The sequence below is a fragment of the Rhodocyclaceae bacterium genome (assembly GCA_020248265.1).
Classification (GTDB): domain Bacteria; phylum Pseudomonadota; class Gammaproteobacteria; order Burkholderiales; family CAIKXV01; genus CAIKXV01.
On the sequence record JADCHX010000004.1, the window covers coordinates 70,432 to 92,217 of the forward strand.

Below are 21,786 nucleotides of genomic sequence, written 5' to 3' on the forward strand. Positions count from 1 at the left end.
ACCTACGTTTCCTAATGGACGCGATTACCGCGAAGGCATCCACGATTACTAATGATCGTCATTAGGAGTGGGCAGGAGCGTGACCTTGGCAGCGCGCGCGCAATCCGATAAAGAAGAGGCTTCGATGACAAGAGGAGTGCTCGCGATTGGACGGTCTTCCGCTGCGCTGGGTCGATGAATTCAGGGGGCAGGTGCTGGATGCACGCTGGGTCGGTGGTCACACGAACGATAGCCGTGAAGCCAGCGTGGAAATCTCGAACGGCTTCCGGGTCACGCTGGCCCAAGGCACGCAGTACGCATCGGCCGGCATCGCGCTGCGCACGCCGGTCGTCGGCGACTTCGACGTGCGGGTCGCGTTCCATGTCTCCGCTCCCGCGAAGGGAACGACCTTCGAGGTGGCGGCGGTCACGGTGGATCCCCCCCGGGAGTCGGCGCTGGACAACACGAACGAAGCGTTGACCGCCTACGGCCGTAGCCGCATCTACGACGTACACGGAGCGCCGCCCTATGTGAGCAGCGAATTCGACGAGAACGACGGCTGGCGCATCGGCTGGAACCGTGCGGCGGGACAGACCCGGCCCGGTCCGACGGGTGTGCTCATCGCGGACAATCACTTCAACCGTTACGGTCACACCTCGGGCCCGAAGCCCACCGGTGAGACAAGCGGCTGGCTCCGGCTCGTGCGCACCGGCGACGACTGGACGAGCTATCGCAGTGGCGAGGGTGCGGCCTGGGTGCCGACCGGCATGGTTCGCTGGATGAACATGCCGCTGGCGGTGTTCATCCGGCTGGCCGCGAAGCACTGGCCCAAGGTCGAGGGACGCGCACCAGCCAACGCGGTCACCTTCACGCGGGTCGAGTTGCGTTCGGCCGTACCACCCGACGTCGCGTACGCGACCGCGTCCCATGAACTGTCCCGGGCGCCGGTCTCGCTTCTGGCGACGCAGCCGTCCGCGATGGTCGACCGCGTGCGCGCCGTGCGAGCGTGCCAACGCTGTGGACCGTTCTGGAAGGACACGGTCTATGGGCCCATCATCCAGGTGCAGCCCGCCAAGCCTGGAAAGGCCACGATCAAGGCATTCGCCCAGCCCGAGCCGGCGACCCTGTACGGTTGCCGCAAGGCGCCGGTGATGCTGGTAGGGATCAACCCGAACCTGCCGTCGCACTTTCCGGGGCGCTCCGGCTTCGTCACGCCCTTCTTCGATTCCGACGCGGCATACGCTGAGCATTACCGCAAGGCACCGGGGCCGCGGCTCGCGATCGAGCCCGAAGCGATGGCGTCGCTGCTTGAGAATGATGGAAGGATCGTCGCCAGCAAGGACGGCCGGCTCGTGGTGGACCGTGAAAGTGCGTCCGCCTCGGCTCGCATTCCCGGGCAACGGAAGGCGAGGCTGGTGGTCGATTACGACGGCGAGGACCCGCCCGTCCAGCATGACATCACCTGGCAGCGCGGCCAGTCCTTCGCCATGTTTCGTCCCTCGTTCAAGGCTGGCGAGGTGGTTGCAGGCATCCTGACCGAAAGGGTGGTTGGGCACGACGTGCCCGTCGTGACGGATTCCAGGCGCGGTGCCTACTACGAACATGCCGAACAGCTGGTCAAGCTGTTCGCCGAGCGGCGTGGCGGGCCAGGGCTGGAGCTGGGCGAAGACATGTCCTTGCACGACGCCGTCGCCTGCGCGAGCCCGAACTGGAACAACGACGAGTTTTCGACCAGCGCGGTGGAACAGGCCTGCGTGCGCGAGCAGCGCTGGATGCACCGCGACCTGGCGGAGTGTGCGCCGGCGGTGGTGGTCCTGGCCGGTCGCGTTGCCCTGGGCCTGTTCGCGCAGCCGTCGGAAGGGCGCTTGTCCCATCCACTGGATACCCTTCCGCAACGCGCTGGCGGTGTCGATGGCCTGTTCGACGTGGTCGCACGGAAGGGGCTGTGGTGGAACTACCGCGTCGGCGGCGACGAGCGGACCGTCCGCCTCGTGGTGGGTCCGCATTTCTCGTATCCGGACAACATGCGCCCGCAGTGCTACTTCCCGGAGGAGGACTGGCGGCAGTTCGAGGCCCAGCATCCAGCGCTGGTGGCAGACCTCACGCGCCGGCGCATGAAGGACGGACCCGTGGTGCGAAAGGCCCACGGTACCGCCGACACGCAGGTGTTCATCGACAAGGAAGATCCACTGTGGGCTGAGACCGAACGCATCGATCGGGACGCCGTGGCGACGATGCGTTCGTGGTGGATCCATCCCCTGGACCGGATCGCCGAAGCCGTCGTGGCAGGGCTGGACGAACGCGGCGTCGCCCGGATCGGTAGTGGACACCTCGGGCGTGAGAAAGGCAGCTGCGACTACTGCGACAACGCAGCCTGGAAGATCGGACAGGGTTGCGCATATGTCAGAAATGCTCCATGATTTCGATCTTTATGGTCGGGCAATCGGCTCTCTGGCCGGCCTCTGTACTCAGGAATCGCGCTCCGGGGATCGAATGGGCTGGACGGCAAGCGACTTCGAACGGCTGGATCCGCGGCTGATCCGGTCTTTCCTGGCGGTCGCTAGGGCGCAGAGCTTCTCTGCAGGCGCCGTCGCAGCCTCCCTCACTCAGGGCGCGGTCAGCCAGCAGATCGCCAAGCTCGAGGAGCGGCTCAACGCACAGTTGTTCGTGCGCTCCGGGACCCGGGTGGTCACCACCGAGGCCGGGCAGATGCTTGCGGAGTACGCGCAGGCCTACATGGATCACGCGACCCAGTTCCTCGAGAAGCTGAACGCGGAGTTCGAGTCGCTGCGCGGTGAAGTGCGCTACGCGATGCCCGAGAGCTGCATCCATGCGCCACACTTCGGCTGGCTGCTCGAGCGTCGGCGCGAGCATCCGCACATCACGCTGAAGATCGACCTGCTGCCGGTCGACGACGTATTGAAGTGCCTGCTGGCGGGGGACATCGATTTCGGTTTCGTGAACCAGGACATCGAACTGCCGGCAGTGAAGCGCTATCCGTTCTGCTTCGAACAGTATTCACTGGTTGCCTCGGCAGGATCGGCGCCCGGGATGCCCGGCAGCCTCGACGAACTCCTGAAGCTGCCGATGGTCGTCTATCCCGGCATGACGCACTGCCTCAACCAGTGGATTGCCGCGCATTACCAGGAAGACGACCCGATCTCTACCGTGGCGCTCAAGGTGGTCGGCGAGTTCAACGACATGCGGGGCGCGCTGGCGATGGTCGAGGGCGCGCTCGGCTGCACGATCATGCCGGACCATGTTGCGCAGGCTTCGCTCGACCGCGGTTCGATTGCTGCCGTGCGCTCCGCGCAGGGCGGGGTCATGGCGAGCCAGCAGATCTCGATCGTGCGCCTGAGAGAGCGCCGAATGCCCGCCAGGGTCAGGCGGGTGATCCACTGGTTCCTGGACATGCACACCGAGCTCCAGCCGGTACCCGAGGAGTTCTTCGCATGAGCGAGCCGCAGTTCCGGGTGTGGGTGGGATGGCGCGTGCCATCGCTGCGAAACCCGGGCGGCTGGAGCAGGTTCCTCGAGGCGCTCTCGAAGACCTTCATCCCCGCCACTTGGATGGTCATGCGCCGTTACGGGCTGAAATCCTATGTGCCGAGCGTGACGCGGCCGGATCTTCCGCACGGCTGCCCGGAGGAAACGGCGCTCCTGGTCTATGAATCGCGTGAGGCCTACGAAGTGAGCCGTACCACGGTGGGCGGCCGCAGCTACGGGCTGATGCATGGCGCGGTATTCGAGATGCCGTCTCCGTCGAGGTCGACGTGGGCCGAGCAGTGGACGGGTACCGGACCGGGGCGCAAGCTGGACGCATGGGTCTGGCCCGCCACGGGTGGCGCCCGCTGGTCACTGGCCGACCGGTCCGCGCAGGTCGTGTTCGTGCTCGTTGGGCATGCCGCGGATGGGCGCCCGGCGGCCGATGTGCTGTACCAGTCGCTGAACTACGCCGACGGACAGGTCGTGCTTTGCCCCACGGAGACGTTCACGGCCGCGTGGATCGCGACCGGCGAGGGCGTCACTCCCGTCGTCTTCGGGTCCGCGCTCGCGTCCCGACTAACGGTCGCGCAGGTGCTTGTCGCCCATGTCGCACGGGCCGTCGATACGAATGGCGACTACTTCGAGGGGCCTGACGGCAGCGTGCCGGTAGGGGACGACGAGACACTTCGGTTCATATCGTAGGTGCACCCGCAGGCGGCTTCTTCGGTCTGGCCTTGCAAGGATCGGCCGCCCGCAGGCTGCCGGGCAGGGCGTCGTAGCCCGCTTCGGACAGGCCGTTGCCCTGCGCGGCGTTGCCCGGCGCCCGGTGCGTGTCGGTTTCATGCATGATCCGGTCGAACGCGAGGCCAGTGTGGTTCGCGATCCACCGCAGCGAACGCTGGTCCGGGCGCATCAGTGCATCGAGCTGCAGTTCCTCGAGCACGAGGTGCTGGCGCAGCAGCGCTTCCTGCGACAGTTCCCAAGCCGTCGTCCGAAGCCTGCCACCCTGCTCGTACCAGACAACGATCTTGAAGAAGCTGACCGCAAGCTTCACGCCGCTGCGGACGGGATCGCTGTCCCGGAAGACGGGGCCGCTGAAGATGCAGATGCGGGCGGTCTTTCCGCCTTCTTTCAGGACGCCGCGCTCGAGGATCCACCGTTCCAGGCACGACCACGTGTCGGTGTCGCTTGTGCTCCGCTGATTGAACCCGGGATGCTGGGGTGCTGCATTGGTGTAGAAGTGCGTCAATGCAGAGGCCTGATGCGCCAGTGACCGTGTGGTGCCCCACTCTGCATCTTCGCGGCGCGACAGGTGCCCTTTGTCCAGCCCGCTGCCCGCGGACCAGCTCATGGCCAGCTGGTGTTGCAGCGGGATCCGGCAGTCGCGTACCCAGAGAGCGGGCTTCGTGGTCAGCGAGGCCATCCACCTCGACCGTGCCCACTACGTGGCCATCGATTTGTCGCTGATCCATCCAGTTCCACACGCCAAACACGCAGTTCGTTAATTCCATCCTGTCGACGCTTGTGAACACGGCATCGTGGTGCACGAATCCGGTTGCAGCACCGTTGATCGGAGCCTTGAGCCTCTGCATCGCCATTACGGATGCCGCCAGCGGCGCTCGTACCGCCGGGTGCCGGATGGGCTTCCTGTCGGGCGGCGCCGAGAGCAAAAGGATTCGGCAGCCAAGGCTGCGCACAGGCCACCGGAATGGCAGCTGTGCTCCGGCGACCATCGCCGGGCCGTAGGCCTGGTCGGTGATCTCGAGAGCGAAGCCAGGCCCGGCATGAAGGAACTGCTGCAACGGCGTTTCGGCGCCCTTCTGGTGTGCCTTTCGGTCCCCGCCGACGTGACAGCCTGCAAGGAGTGCCAGGTGTCCTCGCTGCGGCGGCTGGTGAAGGCGTCTGACTGCATGGGGGTCTGGTCGAAGGCTGCGGGCACGCGTACGCCGTGCAGCGATGCTGCACCTGCCGGCGCCTCTGCGCCCGAACCGTCCCCCGTGCCGGAACCGGCCTCCTGATTCCGGCCATCGACGTTGGCGCGCACGACGCGCGCAGTTGACGCAACGCACGGCAGACTTCATGCTGATGCCGTTGTCTGTCAGCATCGATCGATGGCGCGAGCGGGGATACATCCGCCGCGTCGACGGAGGAGGGCGGCTTGTTCGCTCGCTGCACCCGTATCCACGCCAGCTGCCTCCTGCGCCGCTGGGTGCGCGCGTCATCCATGGTGGCCGGCCTGGCAGGGGGCGGCATGTTCGTGGCCGCAGGTACAGCCTTGCCCCAGGGGAGTGCGCCCGATCGTCCGGTCCGGTTGATCGTGCCCTTCGCACCCGGCGGGATCAACGATACCGTTGCGCGGCCACTGGCCGAACGCATGCGGACATCGCTCGGCAATGTCGTGGTCGAGAACCGTGCCGGCGCCGGCGGCACGATCGGCGCTGCGGTCGTGGCGCGCGCCGAACCGGACGGCAACACCCTGCTGCTGGGCAGCGCAGCCACCCACATCGTCGGGCCGCTGGTGACGACCGCGCCCGGCTACGACCCGGTGAAGGACTTCGCGCCGGTCGGCATCATCGCGGTGAGCGGGCTGGCGATTGCCGTCCATCCCTCCTTGCCGGTGAAGACACTGCAGACGTTCATCGCGTTCGCCCGTGACCGTCCGAACCAGCTTTCCTATGCATCGGCTGGCGCCGGCTCGGCGACACACCTGGGCGGCGAGTTGTTCAAGTCGCTCGCGAGGCTGCCGTCGCTGTCGCACGTGCCCTATCGCGGCGGCGGTCCGGCGACCGCCGACCTGCTGGGCGGACATGTTCCGGTCGGCGTGCTCAACATCAGCGGCCAGATGATCGAATACCACCGGGCGGGCCGGCTGCGCATCCTCGCGGTAACGACCACGAAGCGAGCCGGCAGCGCCTCCGAGATTCCGACCGCGATCGAGTCCGGGTTGCGGGACATGGTCGCCCTCAATTTCGCCGGGCTGCTGTTGCCGGCGGCAACGCCAGCCGCCACGGTCGAGCGCATCTCGAATGCGCTGCGGGCCGCCATCGCCGACAAGGCCCTGGTAAAGCTGTTCTTGAACGCGGGCCTCGAAATGTCCGCGGACGATACACCGGAGCGCGCCCAGCGCTTCATCGAATCCGAGATCGGCCGCTGGTCGCCAGTGATCCGGTCCATCGGACTCAAACCGGGCTGACCTGACGGTCGAGCCCGTCCTTGCTGCATTTGACCCCCCGAGTCGATAGACAGGAGACCCTGACGATGTCCACACCGCTGAAGCACACCCGCATCGAACTCAACAACGCCGTGTTCTCGCTGCCCGACATCGTGGCCAAGGCAGAGGGCTATTTCCTCGACGAGGGCGTCGACGTCGAGCTGGTCCTGCCCGAGAAGCGCAAGGCCATGATCGCGGCCGCGGATGCGCCGATCAAGCAGCACTCGGCCATCCAGTCGTTCCTCTGGCACGAGGGTATCGAGAAGGGCGAGTTCTCGGTCTATCACGCGTGCGAATGGGGACAGATGCGCCGCACCCAGGACACCTGCGCCGGCGTGAAGGTGATCACCAAGCGCGCGGCCGTGTCGACACAGGCCATCATCGTGCGCGGCGATTCACCGTACAACGTGCCGCAGGACCTCGCGAATGTCGAGGTCGCCGTCAACTACCATGCCGGCTCGCACTACATCACGCTCGGCATGCTGGCCGGTTTCATGAAACAGGACCAGGTGAAGACCGTTCACATCGGCGTCCCCAACCAGCGCTTCAAGGCCGTGATGGAAGGCCGCATCCAGGCCGCCGCGCTGATGGAGCCGTGGATCTCGGTCGCCGAGAAACTCGGCTTCAAGGTGATCTGCGAGTCGTTTTACAACGGACTCGAAGTGGCCGACCCGTCGGTGGACACCGAACTGTTCGATGCGCTGCGCCGCGCCCACATCCGCGCGGTCGACAAGATCAACCAGGACATCCGGCCCTGGCTGCACCACCTCACCGCCGAGGTGCCGGCCGACATCGTGAAGCTGGAGACCTCCGACCTGCACCTGCCGCGGCTGCGCTACAACTATCCGGAGTTCTATTCGCCGGCGGAGTTCCAGCGCACCTACGACTTCATGGTCGAGCGGGGTCTGATCAATCCGGAAAGCACCTTCGACAAGCTGGTCGGCGGGCGGGCCGCCGAGCTGGGCAGGGGGGGCGCGCCGCTGGCGTCCTGAGTCGTAGTCGATCGTATCGGTGTCGGCTGCGGCCGATGCCGATGCGGCCGATGCGCGTAACCCTGGATTCATCGTTCGCGCAGGCTACAGTCGAATCTCCTGAAGTCCTGACCGATGCAACACCCCGAGCTATTTCGCGGAGCCCATCGGGAAAGCTCACGTGGTGAGCCATGCGTCGGGCATCGTAAGCCGACGCCCACCCGCGAACGTCATCGCATCCGGGACGGCTCAAACACACAGGAGAAGACATGAAACGCGCAGTCCTGATGGCCGGAATCCTTGCCGCTGCAAGCAGCGGATCTTTCGCACAGCCCTCTACCTACATCGCGGTCGGCTTCGGTACCGCGAAGGTGAGCAGCGACATTGCCACCTATTCGCAAACGTCCGGTGGCCTCAGATTCACCCAGAGCGCCGACACCAACGGTACCGCTTCCGGCCTGCTGCTCGGTCGCAGCTTCAACAGCCAGTGGTCCCTCGAAGGCGGCTACCTGAACATTCGAAGCCTGTCCGCGAACGCGTCCCTCGTCGCGACCAACGCGGTGGTTGGTGGCAATACCTACAACGGCTCCATCACTGCCAGGCAGGATATCTCGGGCTACGCATTCACCCTCGCGCCACGCTTCACCCATCGCATCGGTTCGGTCGACCTGTTCGCGAAGGCCGGGCTTGCGCATGTCAAGGTCGAAAACGAAGTGATCCTGACCGGCAGCGGCACGGTCAACGGCACCGCCGTGGCAGCCGGCTTCAGGCAGACCTTCAGCGACCGGAGCACCGTCCCCATGATCGGCATCGGCGCGCAGTTCTTCGCCACGCCGAGCATCGGCGTCCGGGGCGACTATACCTACATCAGCAAGGTCGGTGACCGGGCGACCACCGGAGAGTCCTCGATCAAGGTGCTGATGATCTCGGGCGTATATCAGTTCTGAGCCGGAATGGCCCGGGCGGCTCCGGTAGTGCACAAGGCGGTAGAAGCCGTAGCGTAAGCTTCCCATCAGGCGGTAAGGCGCTGGCTCACGTGGTGAGCCAGCGAGTCCGTAAGCTGCGCAGCTACCAGCGGTAAACGGGCGAGCCTTGAATCCCATCGAACGCTTCTATCGTATCGACCAGCTGCTCACCGAACACGGCAGCCTGTCGATGCAGTCGCTGTGCGCGGCACTCGAGGTCTCGCGCGCGACCGCCAAGCGCGACCTGACCTACATGCGCGATCGCCTCAATGCGCCGATCGTGTTCGACCGGTTCATCGGCGGCTATCGGTTCGAGAAGTCGAAGAGCCGCTCAGGGCCGCGGTATGCGCTGCCGGGCCTGTGGTTCTCTTCCGACGAGATCCACGCGCTGATGACCATGAACGCCCTGTTGAAGGAACTCGATCCGGATGGTTTCATCGGTGCCGAGGTGCGCCCGCTGATCGACCGGCTCGAAGGGCTGCTCGGGCGGGCGAACGCGCCGGCGCGGGCGGTGATGCTGCGGGTGAAGCTGGTACGCAGTCTCGGCCGCCCGGTGCCCTTGAAGTGGTTCCAGATGGTCGGTGCGGCGGTCATGGCCGGCCGGCGGCTGCAGATCGCCTACCTCGGGCGTCACCGGAACGAGCGCTCCACGCGCGAGGTGTCGCCCCTGCGGCTCGTGTTCCATCGAAACTCCTGGTATCTGGACGCCTGGTGCCACCAGGTGGACGACTTCCGCACCTTCGCGATCGACGCGATCGAGCAGGCCGTTCCCCTCGACGCACGGGCACGCCGCGTGTCTCTGGCGGAGGTCGACGCGCGGCTGGGCGGTGGCTACGGCATCTACAAGGGCGAGCAGTTGCAATGGGCAAGGCTGCGCTTCGAAGCGCAGGCCGCCGTCTGGGTGCGTTCCGAGCAATGGCATCCGCAGCAGAAGGCGCGGGTGCTGCCCGATGGCAAGTACGAGTTGCGCCTGCCCTATGCCAAGCCACACGAACTGGTGATGGACATCCTGCGCCACGGCGAGCAGGTCGAGGTGATCGAGCCCGCCGAGCTGCGCGCCGAGGTCGCCCGGAGAGTACGACTGGCGGCGGAGCGATACGCCGTGTGAGCGCCAGCCGCACAGGTGCCGGATTCGCGATGGGACGACACGGGAAGAGGCGCGGGGAAGGGACACCGCTTGACGCCTTGCCCCCGTGATTCCTACACTGCGTACCTGCATGTGATCATGAAGCCACGCGACAGACGGGGCCACGATCCGGAGGAGAACCCGATGTCCCAGCCCCGTCCGCTCTGCGGGCAGCAGCGCCGCTCGCGCCTGCTGCCTGTTGTCATGGCCACCCTGGCGCTGTCCTGCGCGCTACCCGCGGCAGCGCAGCCCCAGGAGTTTCCCGCGCGTCCCATCCGTCTGATCGAAGGCTTCGGTGCCGGTGGCGTCGTCGACCTGGTGGCGCGGTTGGTGATGCCGAAGATGTCCGCAGCGCTCGGCCAGCCGATCATCCTCGAGAATCGCGTTGGCGCAGCCGGGGTGATCGCGAGCAGCCTGGTGGCGAAGGCTGCGCCCGACGGCCATACCTGGCTGATCACCACTGGCTCGCATACGTCGAACACGGCCTTCAACCCGTCTGGCGTACCGTACGACCCCGTCAAGGACTTTGCGCCGGTCACGCAGATCGCGCGCACCTACGGCATGGTGCACCTGGTGCATCCGTCGATCCCGGCGCGCAGCGTCAAGGAGTTCGTCACGCTCGCGCGCAAGCATCCGGGCAAGCTCACCTACGGCGCGGCGGGGGTCGGCAACATCCTTTACATCGGCGCAGAGATGCTCAAGGCGGTATCGGGCACCGATATCCGATACGTGCAATACAAGGGTGCGGCACAGGCCACCAACGATCTGATGGGCGGTCATATCGACACGCTGTTCCTGACCACCCCGGTGGCGATGCCGCTGATCAAGGGTGGCAAGGCGCGGCCGCTGGCGATCACCGGTCCGGTGCGCTGGAAGGGGCTGCCCGACGTGCCGACGATGCGCGAGGCTGGCTATCCCGACTTCGACCTGATCGGCTGGTTCGGGCTGTGGCTGCCCGCCAACACGCGTCCGGAAATCATCGCCCGCCTGCACGCCGAGGTCGACCGCGCGGTTGCCGATCCGGAAATCCGCAACCGGTTCGATGAACTCGGACTGCTGCCCGGCGGCATGAGTACCGCCGATTTCGCGCGTTACGTCGCGCAGGACCTCGCGCAGATGCGCGACCTCGCAGCCCGCATCGCGAAGGCTGGCGGCCACAAGACCGACTGAGGGTCCTCCTGCGACCCGCCCTGGTTGTCCACCGTTTCTGCTTCCATCCACCGGCCTGCACATGAGCACAACCCCGATCTCCGACGACCCCTATCGCCACGCCCGCCGCAGCGAGGTACGCGACGGCATGCAGATCGACTGGGATATGCCGATCCTGATGGACGACGGCGTGGTGCTTCGCGCCGACGTGTTCCGGCCGCTGGGCGAAGGCCGCCATCCGGTGATCCTGTCGAGCGGGCCGTACGCGAAGGGGCTCGATTTCCAGGAGGGCTACCCGAGCCACTGGGCGCGACTGGTGAAGGCGGCCCCCGAGATCCTCGAAGGATCGTCGAACAAGTACCAGAACTGGGAGCTGGTCGACCCGGAAAAGTGGGTGCCCGACGGCTATGCCTGCGTGCGCGTCGATTCGCGCGGTGCGGGCCGCTCCCCCGGTGTGATCGACTGCTGGTCGCCGCGTGAGACGCTCGACATGAAGCTGTGCATCGAGTGGGCGGGCGAGCAGCCGTGGAGCAGCGGAAAGGTCGGGCTGAACGGCATCTCGTACTACGCGATGAACCAGTGGCAGGTCGGTGCACTCAAGCCGAAACACCTGGCCGCGATGTGCATCTGGGAGGGGTCGTCCGACTACTACCGCGAACTCTCGCGCCATGGCGGCATCCTGTGCGGTTTCCTCGACGGCTGGTACCGGCGGCAGGTGAAGTCGGTGCAGCACGGCCTGGGCGCGCGCGGACCGAAGAGCAAGGTGACCGGCGAGCCAGTCGCCGGTCCGCTCGAACTCGGCGAGGCGGAACTCGAAGCCAACCGGGTCGATCTTGGTGGCGAGGCGCTGGCGCGGCCGCTGATCGACGACTACTACCGCGCGCGCATGCCGCGCTTCGAGGATATCGAGGTGCCACTGGTGTCGTGTTCGAACTGGGGCGGCATGGGGCTGCATCCACGCGGTAACTTCGAGGGTTTCCTGCGCGCGGGTTCGAGACAGAAGTGGCTCGAGATCCATGGCGATACCCACTTCACGCATTTCTACACGAGCTATGGCATCGCCCTGCAGAAGCGGTTCTTCGGCCACTTCCTCAAGGGCGAGGACACCGGCTGGGCGAAGCAGCCGCGGGTGTCGGTCAACGTGCGCCATCCGGGCGAACGTTTCGAACTGCGCGATGAACAGGAATGGCCGCTGGCCGGCACCCGCTTCACGCCGTTCTACCTCGACCCGGCCAGCCGTACGCTCACCACCACGCGTCCGTCTGTCAGCACCACGCTCGATTACGAAGCGATGGGCGAAGGGCTGACCTTCAGCACGCCGCCGCTGACCACGCCGATGGAAATCACAGGCCCGGTGGCGGCGAAGCTCTGGCTGTCGTCGCGCACCCGCGATGCAGACGTATTCTTCGTCGTGCGCGTATACGACCCGCAGGGCAGGGAAGTCACCTTCATCGGTGCCAACGATCCGCGCGTGCCGGTGGCCATCGGCTGGCTGCGTGCATCCCAGCGCAAGCTCGACCCGGGCGAGAGCCGGCCGTGGCGGCCGTGGCACCCCCATGACGAAGCCTGGCCGCTGCAGCCCGGTGTGCCGGTCGAACTCGATGTCGAAGTCTGGCCGACCTCGATCGTGGTGCCGGTGGGCTATCGCCTCGCGGTCACCGTACTCGGGCGCGACTACGAGTTCGACGGTACCGATGCATCGCCGCCGAACGGGCCGTATCCGATGAAGGGCGTGGGCCCGTTCCTGCACAACGACCCGGTCGACCGTCCGCCCGAGGTGTTCGGCGGCGTGAATACGCTGCACTTCGACCGGGAGCGGGCGTCGTATGTGCTGTTGCCGGTGATCGGGGCGCCCTGAAGGCGCGCGGCTGCGCTGGCTTCGTTATTGCTTCCGGTGGATCGGTCGCGGCCCCACACGCCGCACCGCTCTCCGTGATGAAAGGGTCCCTCGTGTACGCCAGCCCGCACCGCACCGCCACATCGGCGCGCCTGTATCTGGTCGCAGCCGCTGCAACCATGGCCGCCTCCAGCGGCGCGTCCGCCCAGTCCTGGCCCGTGTCACCCGTGCGCATGATCGTGCCGTTCACCGTCGGTGGTGCATCGGACACCGCCGGCCGTATCCTGGCCCAACAGTTCAGCGAGCGCTGGGGGCAGAAGGTGTTCGTCGAGAACCGACCGGGCGCCGGCGGCACCATCGGCACCGAAATCGCCGCGCGGGCGAAGCCCGATGGCTACACGCTCCTGCTCGGTTCGTCGACCGAACTCGCGGTGAACCCGAACCTGTACCCCAGGCTCGCGTACGACACGCTGCGCGACTTCGCGCCGATCGGGCTGATCTCCTCGACGCCGATGCTGCTGCTGGTGCATCCGTCGCTGCCGGTGAAGACGGTGGCCGACCTGGTGAAGCTCGCAAAGGCGCGGCCGGGCGAGCTGATCTATGCCTCGTCCGGCAATGGCGCCAGTACCCATCTCGCACCGGAGATGTTCAAGCGCGCAGCGGGCATCGATCTGCTGCACCTGCCACATACCGGCGCGGCCCCGGCCGTCGTGAGCATCATGAACGGACAGGCTCAGGCAGGCATCCATGCGGTGCCGGCCGTACTCGGCCAGGTGCGCAGCGGCAAGCTGCGCGCACTCGCGGTCACCAGCGCAAGGCCGATCGACCCGTTGCCGGGCGTGCCGACGCTGGTGCAGTCGGGCTATCCCTCGATGGACGTGGTGATCTGGAACGGCCTGCTGGCTCCTTCGGGTACGCCGGCCGAGGTACTGTCTCGCATCGAGTCGGACCTGCTCGTGGTGCTGAAGGATGCGCAGGTGCAGGAGAGCTTCGCCAACCAGGGCGCCGAGATGACTCCCGGCGATGGCAAGGTGCTCGGGCAGCTGATCCGCTCCGAGCTCGCACGCTTCGGGCAGGTGATACAACAGGCGAAGATCCGGCTTGACTGATCCGGCTCGACTGACCCGCAGGAGGAAGGCAATGGCACTTGATCACGCGCACTTCATGGACATCGCGCTGGAACTGTCGCGCGAAGCGTGGGTGCAGGGCAACCGGCCGCTCGGCTCGCTGATCGTCGATCGCGACGGCAACATACTGGCGCGCGGTGGAAACCGGGTGTATTCCGATTCAGACCCGACCGCGCATGGCGAGATGGTGGTGATCCGCGAGGTCTGCCATGCGCAGCAGCGCGTGGAACTGTCCGACTGCACGCTGTACACCGCGATGGAGCCTTGCCCGATGTGCTGCTGGGCGATTCTAGAAGCCCAGGTGGGCTGCCTGGTGATCGGTGGCCGCCACGCCGGCATCGGCCGCAAGGATATCGGTCGCTACAGCGTCGAGACGCTGCTCGACCTCACCGGCCGCAAGCTGGATTTCGTCACCGGCGTGCGCACGAAGGAGTGTGAGGAACTGCGCCTGAAATGGATCGCCGAGCGCGCGGCGCGCGGGCTCGGGCCAAGGTAGGGGCGCATGATGCATCCGGCGATGCGCGTCACACAAGATCCGTTGCAGGATTGATTTTTTCGGCAAGCTGCCAGAGAGTGGGATGACCATGCAATCGATCAAGCACACCATCGATCCGGCCTGTGCCGGGGTTCCGTTGCAGGACCTGATCGACACTCGCGTCGCCCGCTTCACCGCGATACCGGGTGACTGGGACGCCTTCGCCGACTCGCAGGTCGAAGGCCGGCGGCGCGCCCAGCACCGTTTCATCGGCGCTGGCGGGTCGGGCAAGCATGATCCGCACGCGATCCCCGCGGGCGGCTTCACGCTCAGCATCATGCAGGTGCCACCGGGCCAGGGTGGCTCCGCCCATACGCACGAGGTCGAGGAAGCGTTCTTCGTGCTCGAGGGCGTACTCACCGTCTTCATGGAAGATGGCCATGGCAACCGGGTCTCGACCCGGCTCAACCGCTGGGAGGCTATCTCGTGCCCGGCAGGCGTGCTGCACGGCTTCGAGAACGAGGGTGACGTGGACGTCTACATGCAGACCTTCATCGGCTCCGGCAAGCCGGGGCCCGTCGGCTACGCCGACGACGCGATCTACTCGGAAGAAACGACGCGGCTGGCCGCGCGCCAGTCTGCGACCTGATTGTCGGACAGGGACACCAGGGGGGGCGGCGCATCGTTGACCTGCAGGTGGAACACGTCCGGCCGGTTGTAGTGCCCGCCGAAGTCGTGCACCAGCCGCGCGCGAACGGTGAGCTCGAGGTCGATGTCCGCATGCAGGATGCCTTCGCGATCGCCGTGCCAGGTCTCGGTGATCGCGACCCCGCGCGGATCGATGATGACCGAGCCACCGCTGTGGGCGGGCTCGCGCAGCCAGGCGCGGTCCGCATCCGTCGCGGGCAACCGCTCGGCCATCTCGGCAGTGACGATGCCGCAGGCGCTGATCACGAAGCACTTGCAGGTATAGGCGACGTTGCGCGCGACGAGCAGACTCATCTCTGGCATGTCGGGGAAGCCTGGCGTGGGCTTGAAGTGGTTCGGCCATGACGCCACATGGATGCGCGAATACTGCGAGGCGATGACGGCCTGCGCCAGCGGGTTCGAGTTCTCGCCACAGATCAGCCCGCTCACTGGCCCGAACTCGGAGGGCCAGGTGCGCTGGCTGTCGCCCCCACCGCCGGTGTGTACCAGGCGCTCGCTCATGGTGGGCATCAGCTTCTGGTGCCGGCCGACGATCGTCCCCGTTCGATCGATGAACAACTGGGTGTTGTAGAGCGTGCCGGTGGTCGACGCGCGCCGCTCCGTCACGCCGATCACGACGAACACCCGGGCAGCGGCAGCTGCCGCGCAGAGTGCATCGACCTGGGGCCCCGGAATCTCCACCGAATTGGCGAACAGGGCGGTCGCCATGTCCATGCTTCTCGGGCTGAAGGCCGGATGGAAGTAGTACCAGACCGGATGGCCAGGGATGAAATTCTCGGCGAAGCCGAGCATGTCCACGCCGAGCGTGCCCGCTTCGGCGATGAGCTCGCAGGCGCGCGCGACCGCAGCTTCCCGGTCCAGGAAGGCCGTGCCGGCCTGTGCTGCGGCTACACGAAGCTTCGGCCAGCTATCACCCATCGGTCGTCCCCTTGTCCAGTGACGGTCACTGCAGCGAGATCTTCGCCTCGCGGATGATCGGTCCCAGCCGGCGCAGGTCATCCGCGATGGCCTGTCCCAGCTGCTCCGGCGTGGAGGTGGCGTTCACGAGCCCCATGCCGTTGACCCGCTCCATCACCCCTGGCTGGCGCATGATGCGAACGATCTCGGTGTTGAGGCGGGACACCACGTCCGGTGGCGTGCCTGCGGTGGCCATGACGGCATAGAAGCCGTTCACCGCCGTCATGTCGGCGAAGCCCAGCTCCGACAGCGCGGGGACCGTCGGCAGCGAAGGCAGTCGTGCCGGACCCACCACGGCCAGTGCCTTGACCTTGCCGGCCTGCACGTGCGGGATCGAGGTCGCCGAGTCGAACATGTAGTCGACCTGTCCTCCCAGCAGGGCATTGAGCGCAGGTGCGATGCCGCCGAACGGCACGTGCAGCGAACTCGTGCCGGTCTGCATCCCGAACAGGATGCCACCCAGTTGCGGGTTGGTGCCGTTGCCCGACGAAGCGTATGTGAGCTTGCCCGGCTGCGCCTTCAGCAGCTCGACGAACTCCTTCACCGTGTTCACTGCATGGCGCGGATGCACGGCAAGGATGAGGTTCAGGCGTGCCGGCATCACGATCGGCGCGAAGCTCTTGATCGAATCGAAAGGCATGTTCTTGTACACATGCGGGTTCACGGTCAGCGTACTCGAACTGCTGATCATCAGCGTGTGGCCATCGGGTGCCGCGCGCGCGACGGACTCACCAGCCAGATTGCCGCCCGCGCCGGGGCGATTGACGACCAGCACCGGCTGGCCCAGCACCGGGGAGAGGTCGGCTGCGATCAGCCTGGCCACGGCGTCGATCGAACCGCCCGCGGGAACCGTGACGACCAGGTTGACCGGCTTCGAGGGAAATCCCTGCGCGGCGGCGGGCGCTGCAAGCAGCAACGCTGAAATCGCGATGGCGTCTGCAAACGATGAGTGGGGCCGGTTCATGGTTGGCGCTCTCCTGATGGCTTATCGGATGCTACGTACCTGACGCAAGCTTCGTACCACGAAGAAAGCTGCCGTCTGCGGGTCGCCAGCGATCTTCTTGCCGGATCGACGGGAAGACCGAGGTTCGATGATTATCGGCCAAAGCCATACACGACAGATATCGATCTGCCTGAATGCAGGCTTCGCAGTCAGTGATGCTCAGGCTATCCGCCTGGTCATTTCTTCGAGCACGGTGTGCAGGACAACCCGGAGGCAGCGCGATTCACCGGCCATCGTCGCGGACAGTTCAGGGCGTGCATGGGCGATCCGGGCATTCTCGGCTTCGACCTCGGCGTACAGCGCTTCCGCTTCCCGGATAGCGCGGCTGCGGAGGCTTTCCAGCAGGCGCTCGGCTGTACCTCTGGCTAGATTCAGCGATGCGCCTGCCTCCAGCAACAGGCCATGGCTGATATCCGAGAAGTGCTGAAAGCCCAGAATCGGCCACGCCAGCCGGGTGTGAGCGGGCCATCCTTTCTTGTCGAAGGCGGGTGTGTCATAGGCGGCGACGCTGAGCATGTCGTAGAACGGTGCCAGCTGAACGCCCTCGTGCGAGACCAGAAAACTCAGGTTTTTCAGGTGGGCATCGCCATTGCCGACGAGCACGTTGAACACCAACCAGCAAAAAAGCCGGGAACGCGCGACTGCCGGGCTGCGACAGGCATTGGCCAGTGCCGCGAGGTTTTCCATGCTGCCCTGGCTGTATTTGAAGCTGCGATCCAGCCCGAGCAACTGGCATGCGTCGATCACGTGTCTGCGTTGCCAGCCTCGACCCTCTCGAACGCGGTCAAAGCGATCGATCAGGTACACCGGTGACGGTACGTATCGACGATGCACGTCGGGTACATCGAGTCCCAGTCGCTTTGCCAGCCGCATCACGAACCATTCATTGATCACGGAATGGGGGTAGTCCTCATCCGGGTGATCGGGCTTCAGGATATGGGTCGAAGGCGTCGCGCCAGCGGGTTCAAACAGTGCGCCATCTTGCAGGACGACCGCCAACTTGTGCTGGGCCCCCGCCAGCGACATGCGCTTGATGGCGGCATGCGTCAGCGGTGCCCTGGGCAACTGACGAATGCGGTTCTCCATTGCATCGTCCGGTAACGGTTGCAGGGGCTCTGTTGTTTGCGGCGCAGCGTCCGGGGGCAGCAAAGTCAGCGACCCAGCTGATTCCGCGCCGTACCAGGCCAACAACCCGAACGCGTCTGCCGCATCCAGCCCGGCATCGCCGGCCAGCAGAACACGTTGGCTTTCTTCGGGGAGCAGGTTGTCGAAGTACCATTGCACGGGGCGCTTGCTGGCGCCGTCCAGTAACGATCCTGCTGTCAGTGGAAGGTGCGCGCTGAGCGCGAAGCCCCTCGGGCTGCCCAGCCAGTCTGCGGAGTACTGAAAACTCCACAGGCCAGCCACTTCCTGCAACGTGCCAACTTCCGTCTGATTGATCGAGGCGCGCAAGGCCCGGCCGTTCACGGCTTGTCTCTGCTGTTCGCTGGGTCGTTCAAGTACGCGGCCACGCGCTCGGGCACATCCACCATGACACGGACGCCCAGACCTTCGAGCACCTGAAAGAGCTTGCCCCACTGCACGGATCCACTGCCGCGTTCGATCTTGCCCAGAAAATTCTCGCTGACGCCGATGCTGCCTGCGGCATCATCCTGACGGATCTTCTGTGCCTTGCGGCTGGCGCGTACGACCCTGCCGATGGATGCTGCGTTTTCGATAGGTATCTTCATGAAAGAATCCTCACGCAAGTAAGGATTCTGCGCCAAGTGGACGCATTTGGCACAAAATCCTTTTGATCGTGTGGATTGTTTGTGTCCGCGAGCTTCATCACCTGAAATCCTCTTGATCACAAGGACTTTAGCGAGAGGCACGCTCCACTCCAGTCAGGACATGACGAACCTGGCTACCTTTCGCGCTGACGACTGGGCTGGCTGCGCTGCATTGGATCTCGCAAGGCCGCGGCCATGAGAGCACCGGGGTTGGCGGCACGGACTGATCTGTTCGACCTGCCTCGAAAGGTTTCTCAACCCACGAATGCGTCGTAGAGTCGGCCGGTGGCAGCAACGTTCAGGAGCCATGATCATGATCGAGTTGCAGCACGACGAGCTGGTTTTTCAGTTTCCCGAGGTACACGCGGATGCGGCTTGCCGAGTGGACTTTCAGCGGACGCTGCGCATCCCTGACGACAACCGGGAATATCCACTGCCGCCGGGGTTAGGCCGTTTTCCATTGGCGCATGTTGAAGAACATTGTTCACGATTGCCCGCTGGATGGATCGAGCGTTCCGGCGTCATGCTGCCGATGTACCAGGCCGAGGCGTTGTGGATCAGTTTTTCCAGCGAGTCCGGTTCGCAAACGGGGGTGAGTTATCCGTTCGCAGTCAAGATCGCGGCAGGCAGGATCAATGCGGTGACGGGGGACGAATGGAGCAACGCCCTCGTCAAGGACCCGCAGGACTATCTCGTGGTGCCCGATCAGCCCTGGCTCGACGGTTTCTGCGTGCAGAAGGGACTGATCAGGCAGTTTGTCGCGATGCCGCTCGGGCAGGGTTACACAGCCGAGGAGCAGATTTCTGGTGCCGCAGAACATGGCGGCATCCAGATCATCGTCTACCCGATGAAACGAGAGCGCTACGAAGAGATATTGGAGCGGAGCACTCGCGCTTTCGGTGCAGACGTCTGCTACAGCGTTGCCGAACCATGCATGTCGGCAGCGATGGGGTTGGCGCCTGGTGGGCTGATGCGGCAGGAGATCTACGAAGACGAGTATGGATACGACGCATGGGACATGTCCAGGTCCAGCCGGTGCTTCGTTCACATCCTCAACAGCGCCCAGTGGACAATCGCGACCGGCAAGCCTGTGCCGGGGCAGCAACCTTCGGCGGCCGACTACACGAAAGCAGGTTTGCCCTGGTTCGAGTACTACGATGACAGGCTTGGTGCGCTGGGTGGCGCGAAGAAACTTGCAGGCCTGGACAGCGTCGCCGCCAAAGGCGTGAAGCTCGGCGAGAAGCCGATCGTGGAGAATGACGCGGTCAAGCCGCAGAAGATCGTGCCGCTCGGGTCAGGGGCCGCGAAGGTGAGTGAGGGGAAGTGGTGAAGTCATGACCATACGCACCAGCATCACCCATCCGCTCTGCCTCGACCCGCTGCCGGTGGGGACGCAGGGTGGAGTACTCGGCATCACCCTCTGTCCCGGCAAGCATGCGCCGAGCTACAACGGCCCGGCCTGGGCGCGCGACCTGGAACTCGACCTCGACCACATCCGGCGCTGGGGTGCGCTGGCCGTGCTTACGCTGATCGAAGACCACGAATTCGATGCGCTGCATGTCACGGGCCTGGGTGCCGGCGTCACGGCCAGGGGCATCGACTGGCATCACCTGCCCATCACGGATGGCAGCACGCCGGATGACCGGTTCGAGGCCGGATGGTCTCGCATCGGGCCGGGGCTGCGCGACCTCCTGGTCGGCGGTGGTCGCGCGGTCGTGCACTGCAAGGGCGGCCTCGGTCGTGCGGGCACCATCGCCGCCCGCATCCTCATCGAGACCGGTACCGCGCCGGCGGAGGCGATCCGCCAGGTGAGGGGCGCGCGCGGCAAGGACGCGATCGAGAACGCGCGCCAGGAGCGATATGTCCTGGGTCTCGCCCCGGGTACCCATCGCTGAGCCCTTCGCGGGAGGGCACGCCCTCAGTCGAATGCCGCGACCATTTCGATCAGCTTCTGCGAAGGCGGGCCGTAGCTGACCACCCGCACGTCGAGTGCGCGATCTTCGAGCCGCCGAAGCGCCCGTTGCATCGCCGAGAGGATCCACGCCTCGTCGTTCCGGAACACGCCGCCGCCGAGGCTGGTCAGCAGTACCTTGCACGAGCCGCCGGCCTGCGCCCGCGCGAGCGCCGCGCACAGCGTCGCTTCGTAGGCGGCTTCGAGCACCAGCGTCGCGAACGACCGCCAGAGGCTCGGCGCCTGGTCTTTGCAATAACCGACCGGCAGTGCCGAACAGAACGCCTGCGATACCACGGGCCGTGTGCCCGCTGCCGGTGCGCCTGGCGGTGCGTCGGTCACTTCGACATCGTGGTGCACGCCGATGCACAGCGCGCTGCGCAACCGGTCGATCGCCGCCTCGTCGAGCGTGCCCAGGCAGGTCGCGATCGCCTCGAGGCCCTCGCGCGTGCAGAGCGCGTAGCCGTTGCGCATCTTCCAGAGCGCATCGATCGGCAGACCGGTCGCATCCGCCAGTGCGGCGCCCAGCGGCGCCAGTCCGTCGAGCTGCCGGTGCCGGGTCTGCCCGACCTGAGTCCCGACCGGTGCGAAGTAGTTGCGGTAGATCGTGGCTGCCCCGGCAGCGATCGCGCAGGCCGGCCCCTGGGTGAGGTCGCCCGCGTACCGCGTGACGCCGGCGTCGGGCGTGACATCCGGACCCACCATCTCGAGCAGGTTGAACTGCGACGCCACCTGGAACAGCGCGCCGGCGTTCTCCGGTGCCTGATGCAGGTCGCGGACGTTGCCGCGGACGATGCCGACCTTCAGGCGACCTTGCAGCGCGGCCTGGCTCGCGGTGCGTTCGCGCAGCGCCTGCAGCGATACGAGTTCGAGCGTGCCGATGTCGTAGGCCGCACCGTTGATGCGCGAGCGCAGGGTCGTGCCGACCACTTCGAGGTTGGCCTGCGTCTGCGCGTAGGTCGATTCGCGGAAGCCGGTGAGGCGTTCGAACCAGTCCATGTGAGGTCGCTTTCCGGTGAATGGTCGTGCGCGGCGAGGGTGGTGAATGACACGATGCGCTTCGATGGCAGACA

General features: G+C 65.8%; 21 protein-coding genes. 15 read left to right on the forward strand and 6 right to left on the reverse strand.

What is annotated here, in order from left to right; genetic code table 11:
- Positions 1 to 146 precede the first annotated feature (146 nt).
- The 3 genes from ING98_04060 to ING98_04070 all read left to right on the forward strand — a co-directional run bounded on the left by ING98_04060 (position 147) and on the right by ING98_04070 (position 4,166).
- Positions 147 to 2,399, forward strand: a complete 2,253-nt coding sequence (locus tag ING98_04060) for a hypothetical protein (protein ID MCA3101024.1) — start codon at positions 147 to 149, stop codon at positions 2,397 to 2,399.
- Positions 2,400 to 2,472: 73 nt separating this feature from the next.
- The gene (locus tag ING98_04065) at positions 2,473 to 3,435 is read left to right on the forward strand and encodes a LysR family transcriptional regulator (GenBank protein ID MCA3101025.1); all 963 of its coding nucleotides are present in this window, start codon (positions 2,473 to 2,475) and stop codon (positions 3,433 to 3,435) included.
- Positions 3,432 to 4,166, forward strand: coding sequence for a hypothetical protein (locus tag ING98_04070; GenBank protein ID MCA3101026.1), 735 nt, complete (start codon positions 3,432 to 3,434; stop codon positions 4,164 to 4,166). Before ING98_04065 ends, ING98_04070 begins: the two co-directional genes overlap by 4 nt.
- On the opposite strand, the gene ING98_04075 is transcribed toward ING98_04070, so the two are convergent.
- Positions 4,156 to 4,887 carry a DNA/RNA non-specific endonuclease gene (locus ING98_04075; GenBank protein ID MCA3101027.1) on the reverse strand — a complete coding sequence of 244 codons (732 nt, stop codon included), beginning with the start codon at positions 4,885 to 4,887 and terminating at the stop codon, positions 4,156 to 4,158. The two genes, ING98_04070 and ING98_04075, sit on opposite strands and share 11 nt — an antisense overlap.
- 361 nt (positions 4,888 to 5,248) lie before the next feature.
- Here ING98_04075 and ING98_04080 point away from each other — a divergent pair, with 361 nt between their 5' ends.
- The 10 genes from ING98_04080 to ING98_04125 all read left to right on the forward strand — a co-directional run bounded on the left by ING98_04080 (position 5,249) and on the right by ING98_04125 (position 14,974).
- Positions 5,249 to 5,482 (forward strand): hypothetical protein, encoded by a 234-nt coding sequence (locus tag ING98_04080; GenBank protein MCA3101028.1) that lies wholly within the window; start codon positions 5,249 to 5,251, stop codon positions 5,480 to 5,482.
- 140 nt (positions 5,483 to 5,622) lie between these two features.
- A complete protein-coding gene (locus ING98_04085; protein ID MCA3101029.1) occupies positions 5,623 to 6,657 on the forward strand; it encodes a tripartite tricarboxylate transporter substrate binding protein in 1,035 nt (344 codons plus the stop codon).
- Positions 6,658 to 6,722: 65 nt separating this feature from the next.
- Positions 6,723 to 7,667, forward strand: coding sequence for an ABC transporter substrate-binding protein (locus ING98_04090; protein MCA3101030.1), 945 nt, complete (start codon positions 6,723 to 6,725; stop codon positions 7,665 to 7,667).
- 248 nt (positions 7,668 to 7,915) lie between these two features.
- The gene (locus ING98_04095) at positions 7,916 to 8,593 is read left to right on the forward strand and encodes an outer membrane beta-barrel protein (GenBank protein ID MCA3101031.1); all 678 of its coding nucleotides are present in this window, start codon (positions 7,916 to 7,918) and stop codon (positions 8,591 to 8,593) included.
- Positions 8,594 to 8,738: 145 nt separating this feature from the next.
- Positions 8,739 to 9,719 (forward strand): WYL domain-containing protein, encoded by a 981-nt coding sequence (locus tag ING98_04100; protein ID MCA3101032.1) that lies wholly within the window; start codon positions 8,739 to 8,741, stop codon positions 9,717 to 9,719.
- Positions 9,720 to 9,881: 162 nt separating this feature from the next.
- Complete coding sequence (locus tag ING98_04105; protein MCA3101033.1) at positions 9,882 to 10,907, forward strand: tripartite tricarboxylate transporter substrate binding protein; 1,026 nt, start codon at positions 9,882 to 9,884, stop codon at positions 10,905 to 10,907.
- A gap of 127 nt (positions 10,908 to 11,034) precedes the next feature.
- The gene (locus ING98_04110) at positions 11,035 to 12,744 is read left to right on the forward strand and encodes a CocE/NonD family hydrolase (protein ID MCA3101034.1); all 1,710 of its coding nucleotides are present in this window, start codon (positions 11,035 to 11,037) and stop codon (positions 12,742 to 12,744) included.
- A 77-nt stretch (positions 12,745 to 12,821) separates the two neighbouring features.
- Complete coding sequence (locus ING98_04115) at positions 12,822 to 13,832, forward strand: tripartite tricarboxylate transporter substrate binding protein (protein MCA3101035.1); 1,011 nt, start codon at positions 12,822 to 12,824, stop codon at positions 13,830 to 13,832.
- Positions 13,833 to 13,863: 31 nt separating this feature from the next.
- On the forward strand, positions 13,864 to 14,346 hold the full coding sequence (locus tag ING98_04120) for a nucleoside deaminase (protein ID MCA3101036.1): 483 nt from the start codon (positions 13,864 to 13,866) through the stop codon (positions 14,344 to 14,346).
- Between the two features lie 88 nt (positions 14,347 to 14,434).
- Positions 14,435 to 14,974, forward strand: coding sequence for a cupin domain-containing protein (locus ING98_04125; GenBank protein MCA3101037.1), 540 nt, complete (start codon positions 14,435 to 14,437; stop codon positions 14,972 to 14,974).
- Here the strand turns inward: ING98_04125 and ING98_04130 are convergent.
- The 4 genes from ING98_04130 to ING98_04145 all read right to left on the reverse strand — a co-directional run bounded on the left by ING98_04130 (position 14,926) and on the right by ING98_04145 (position 18,723).
- Positions 14,926 to 15,951: a carbon-nitrogen hydrolase family protein gene (locus ING98_04130; GenBank protein MCA3101038.1), complete on the reverse strand. Its 1,026-nt coding sequence runs from the start codon at positions 15,949 to 15,951 to the stop codon at positions 14,926 to 14,928. The two genes, ING98_04125 and ING98_04130, sit on opposite strands and share 49 nt — an antisense overlap.
- Before the next feature lie 25 nt (positions 15,952 to 15,976).
- A complete protein-coding gene (locus ING98_04135) occupies positions 15,977 to 16,954 on the reverse strand; it encodes a tripartite tricarboxylate transporter substrate binding protein (protein ID MCA3101039.1) in 978 nt (325 codons plus the stop codon).
- A 198-nt stretch (positions 16,955 to 17,152) separates the two neighbouring features.
- Positions 17,153 to 18,460, reverse strand: coding sequence for a HipA domain-containing protein (locus ING98_04140; protein ID MCA3101040.1), 1,308 nt, complete (start codon positions 18,458 to 18,460; stop codon positions 17,153 to 17,155).
- Positions 18,457 to 18,723 carry a helix-turn-helix domain-containing protein gene (locus ING98_04145; protein MCA3101041.1) on the reverse strand — a complete coding sequence of 89 codons (267 nt, stop codon included), beginning with the start codon at positions 18,721 to 18,723 and terminating at the stop codon, positions 18,457 to 18,459. Before ING98_04145 ends, ING98_04140 begins: the two co-directional genes overlap by 4 nt.
- A 352-nt stretch (positions 18,724 to 19,075) precedes the next feature.
- On the opposite strand from ING98_04145, the gene ING98_04150 reads away from it, so the two are divergent.
- Positions 19,076 to 20,092: a hypothetical protein gene (locus ING98_04150; GenBank protein ID MCA3101042.1), complete on the forward strand. Its 1,017-nt coding sequence runs from the start codon at positions 19,076 to 19,078 to the stop codon at positions 20,090 to 20,092.
- Positions 20,093 to 20,096: 4 nt separating this feature from the next.
- The gene (locus ING98_04155) at positions 20,097 to 20,657 is read left to right on the forward strand and encodes a cyclin-dependent kinase inhibitor 3 family protein (GenBank protein MCA3101043.1); all 561 of its coding nucleotides are present in this window, start codon (positions 20,097 to 20,099) and stop codon (positions 20,655 to 20,657) included.
- A gap of 23 nt (positions 20,658 to 20,680) precedes the next feature.
- Here ING98_04155 and ING98_04160 read toward each other — a convergent pair whose 3' ends face one another.
- Entirely contained in the window at positions 20,681 to 21,712 is a 1,032-nt protein-coding gene (locus ING98_04160) for a hypothetical protein (GenBank protein MCA3101044.1), read from the reverse strand.
- Between the last annotated feature and the right edge of the window lie 74 nt (positions 21,713 to 21,786).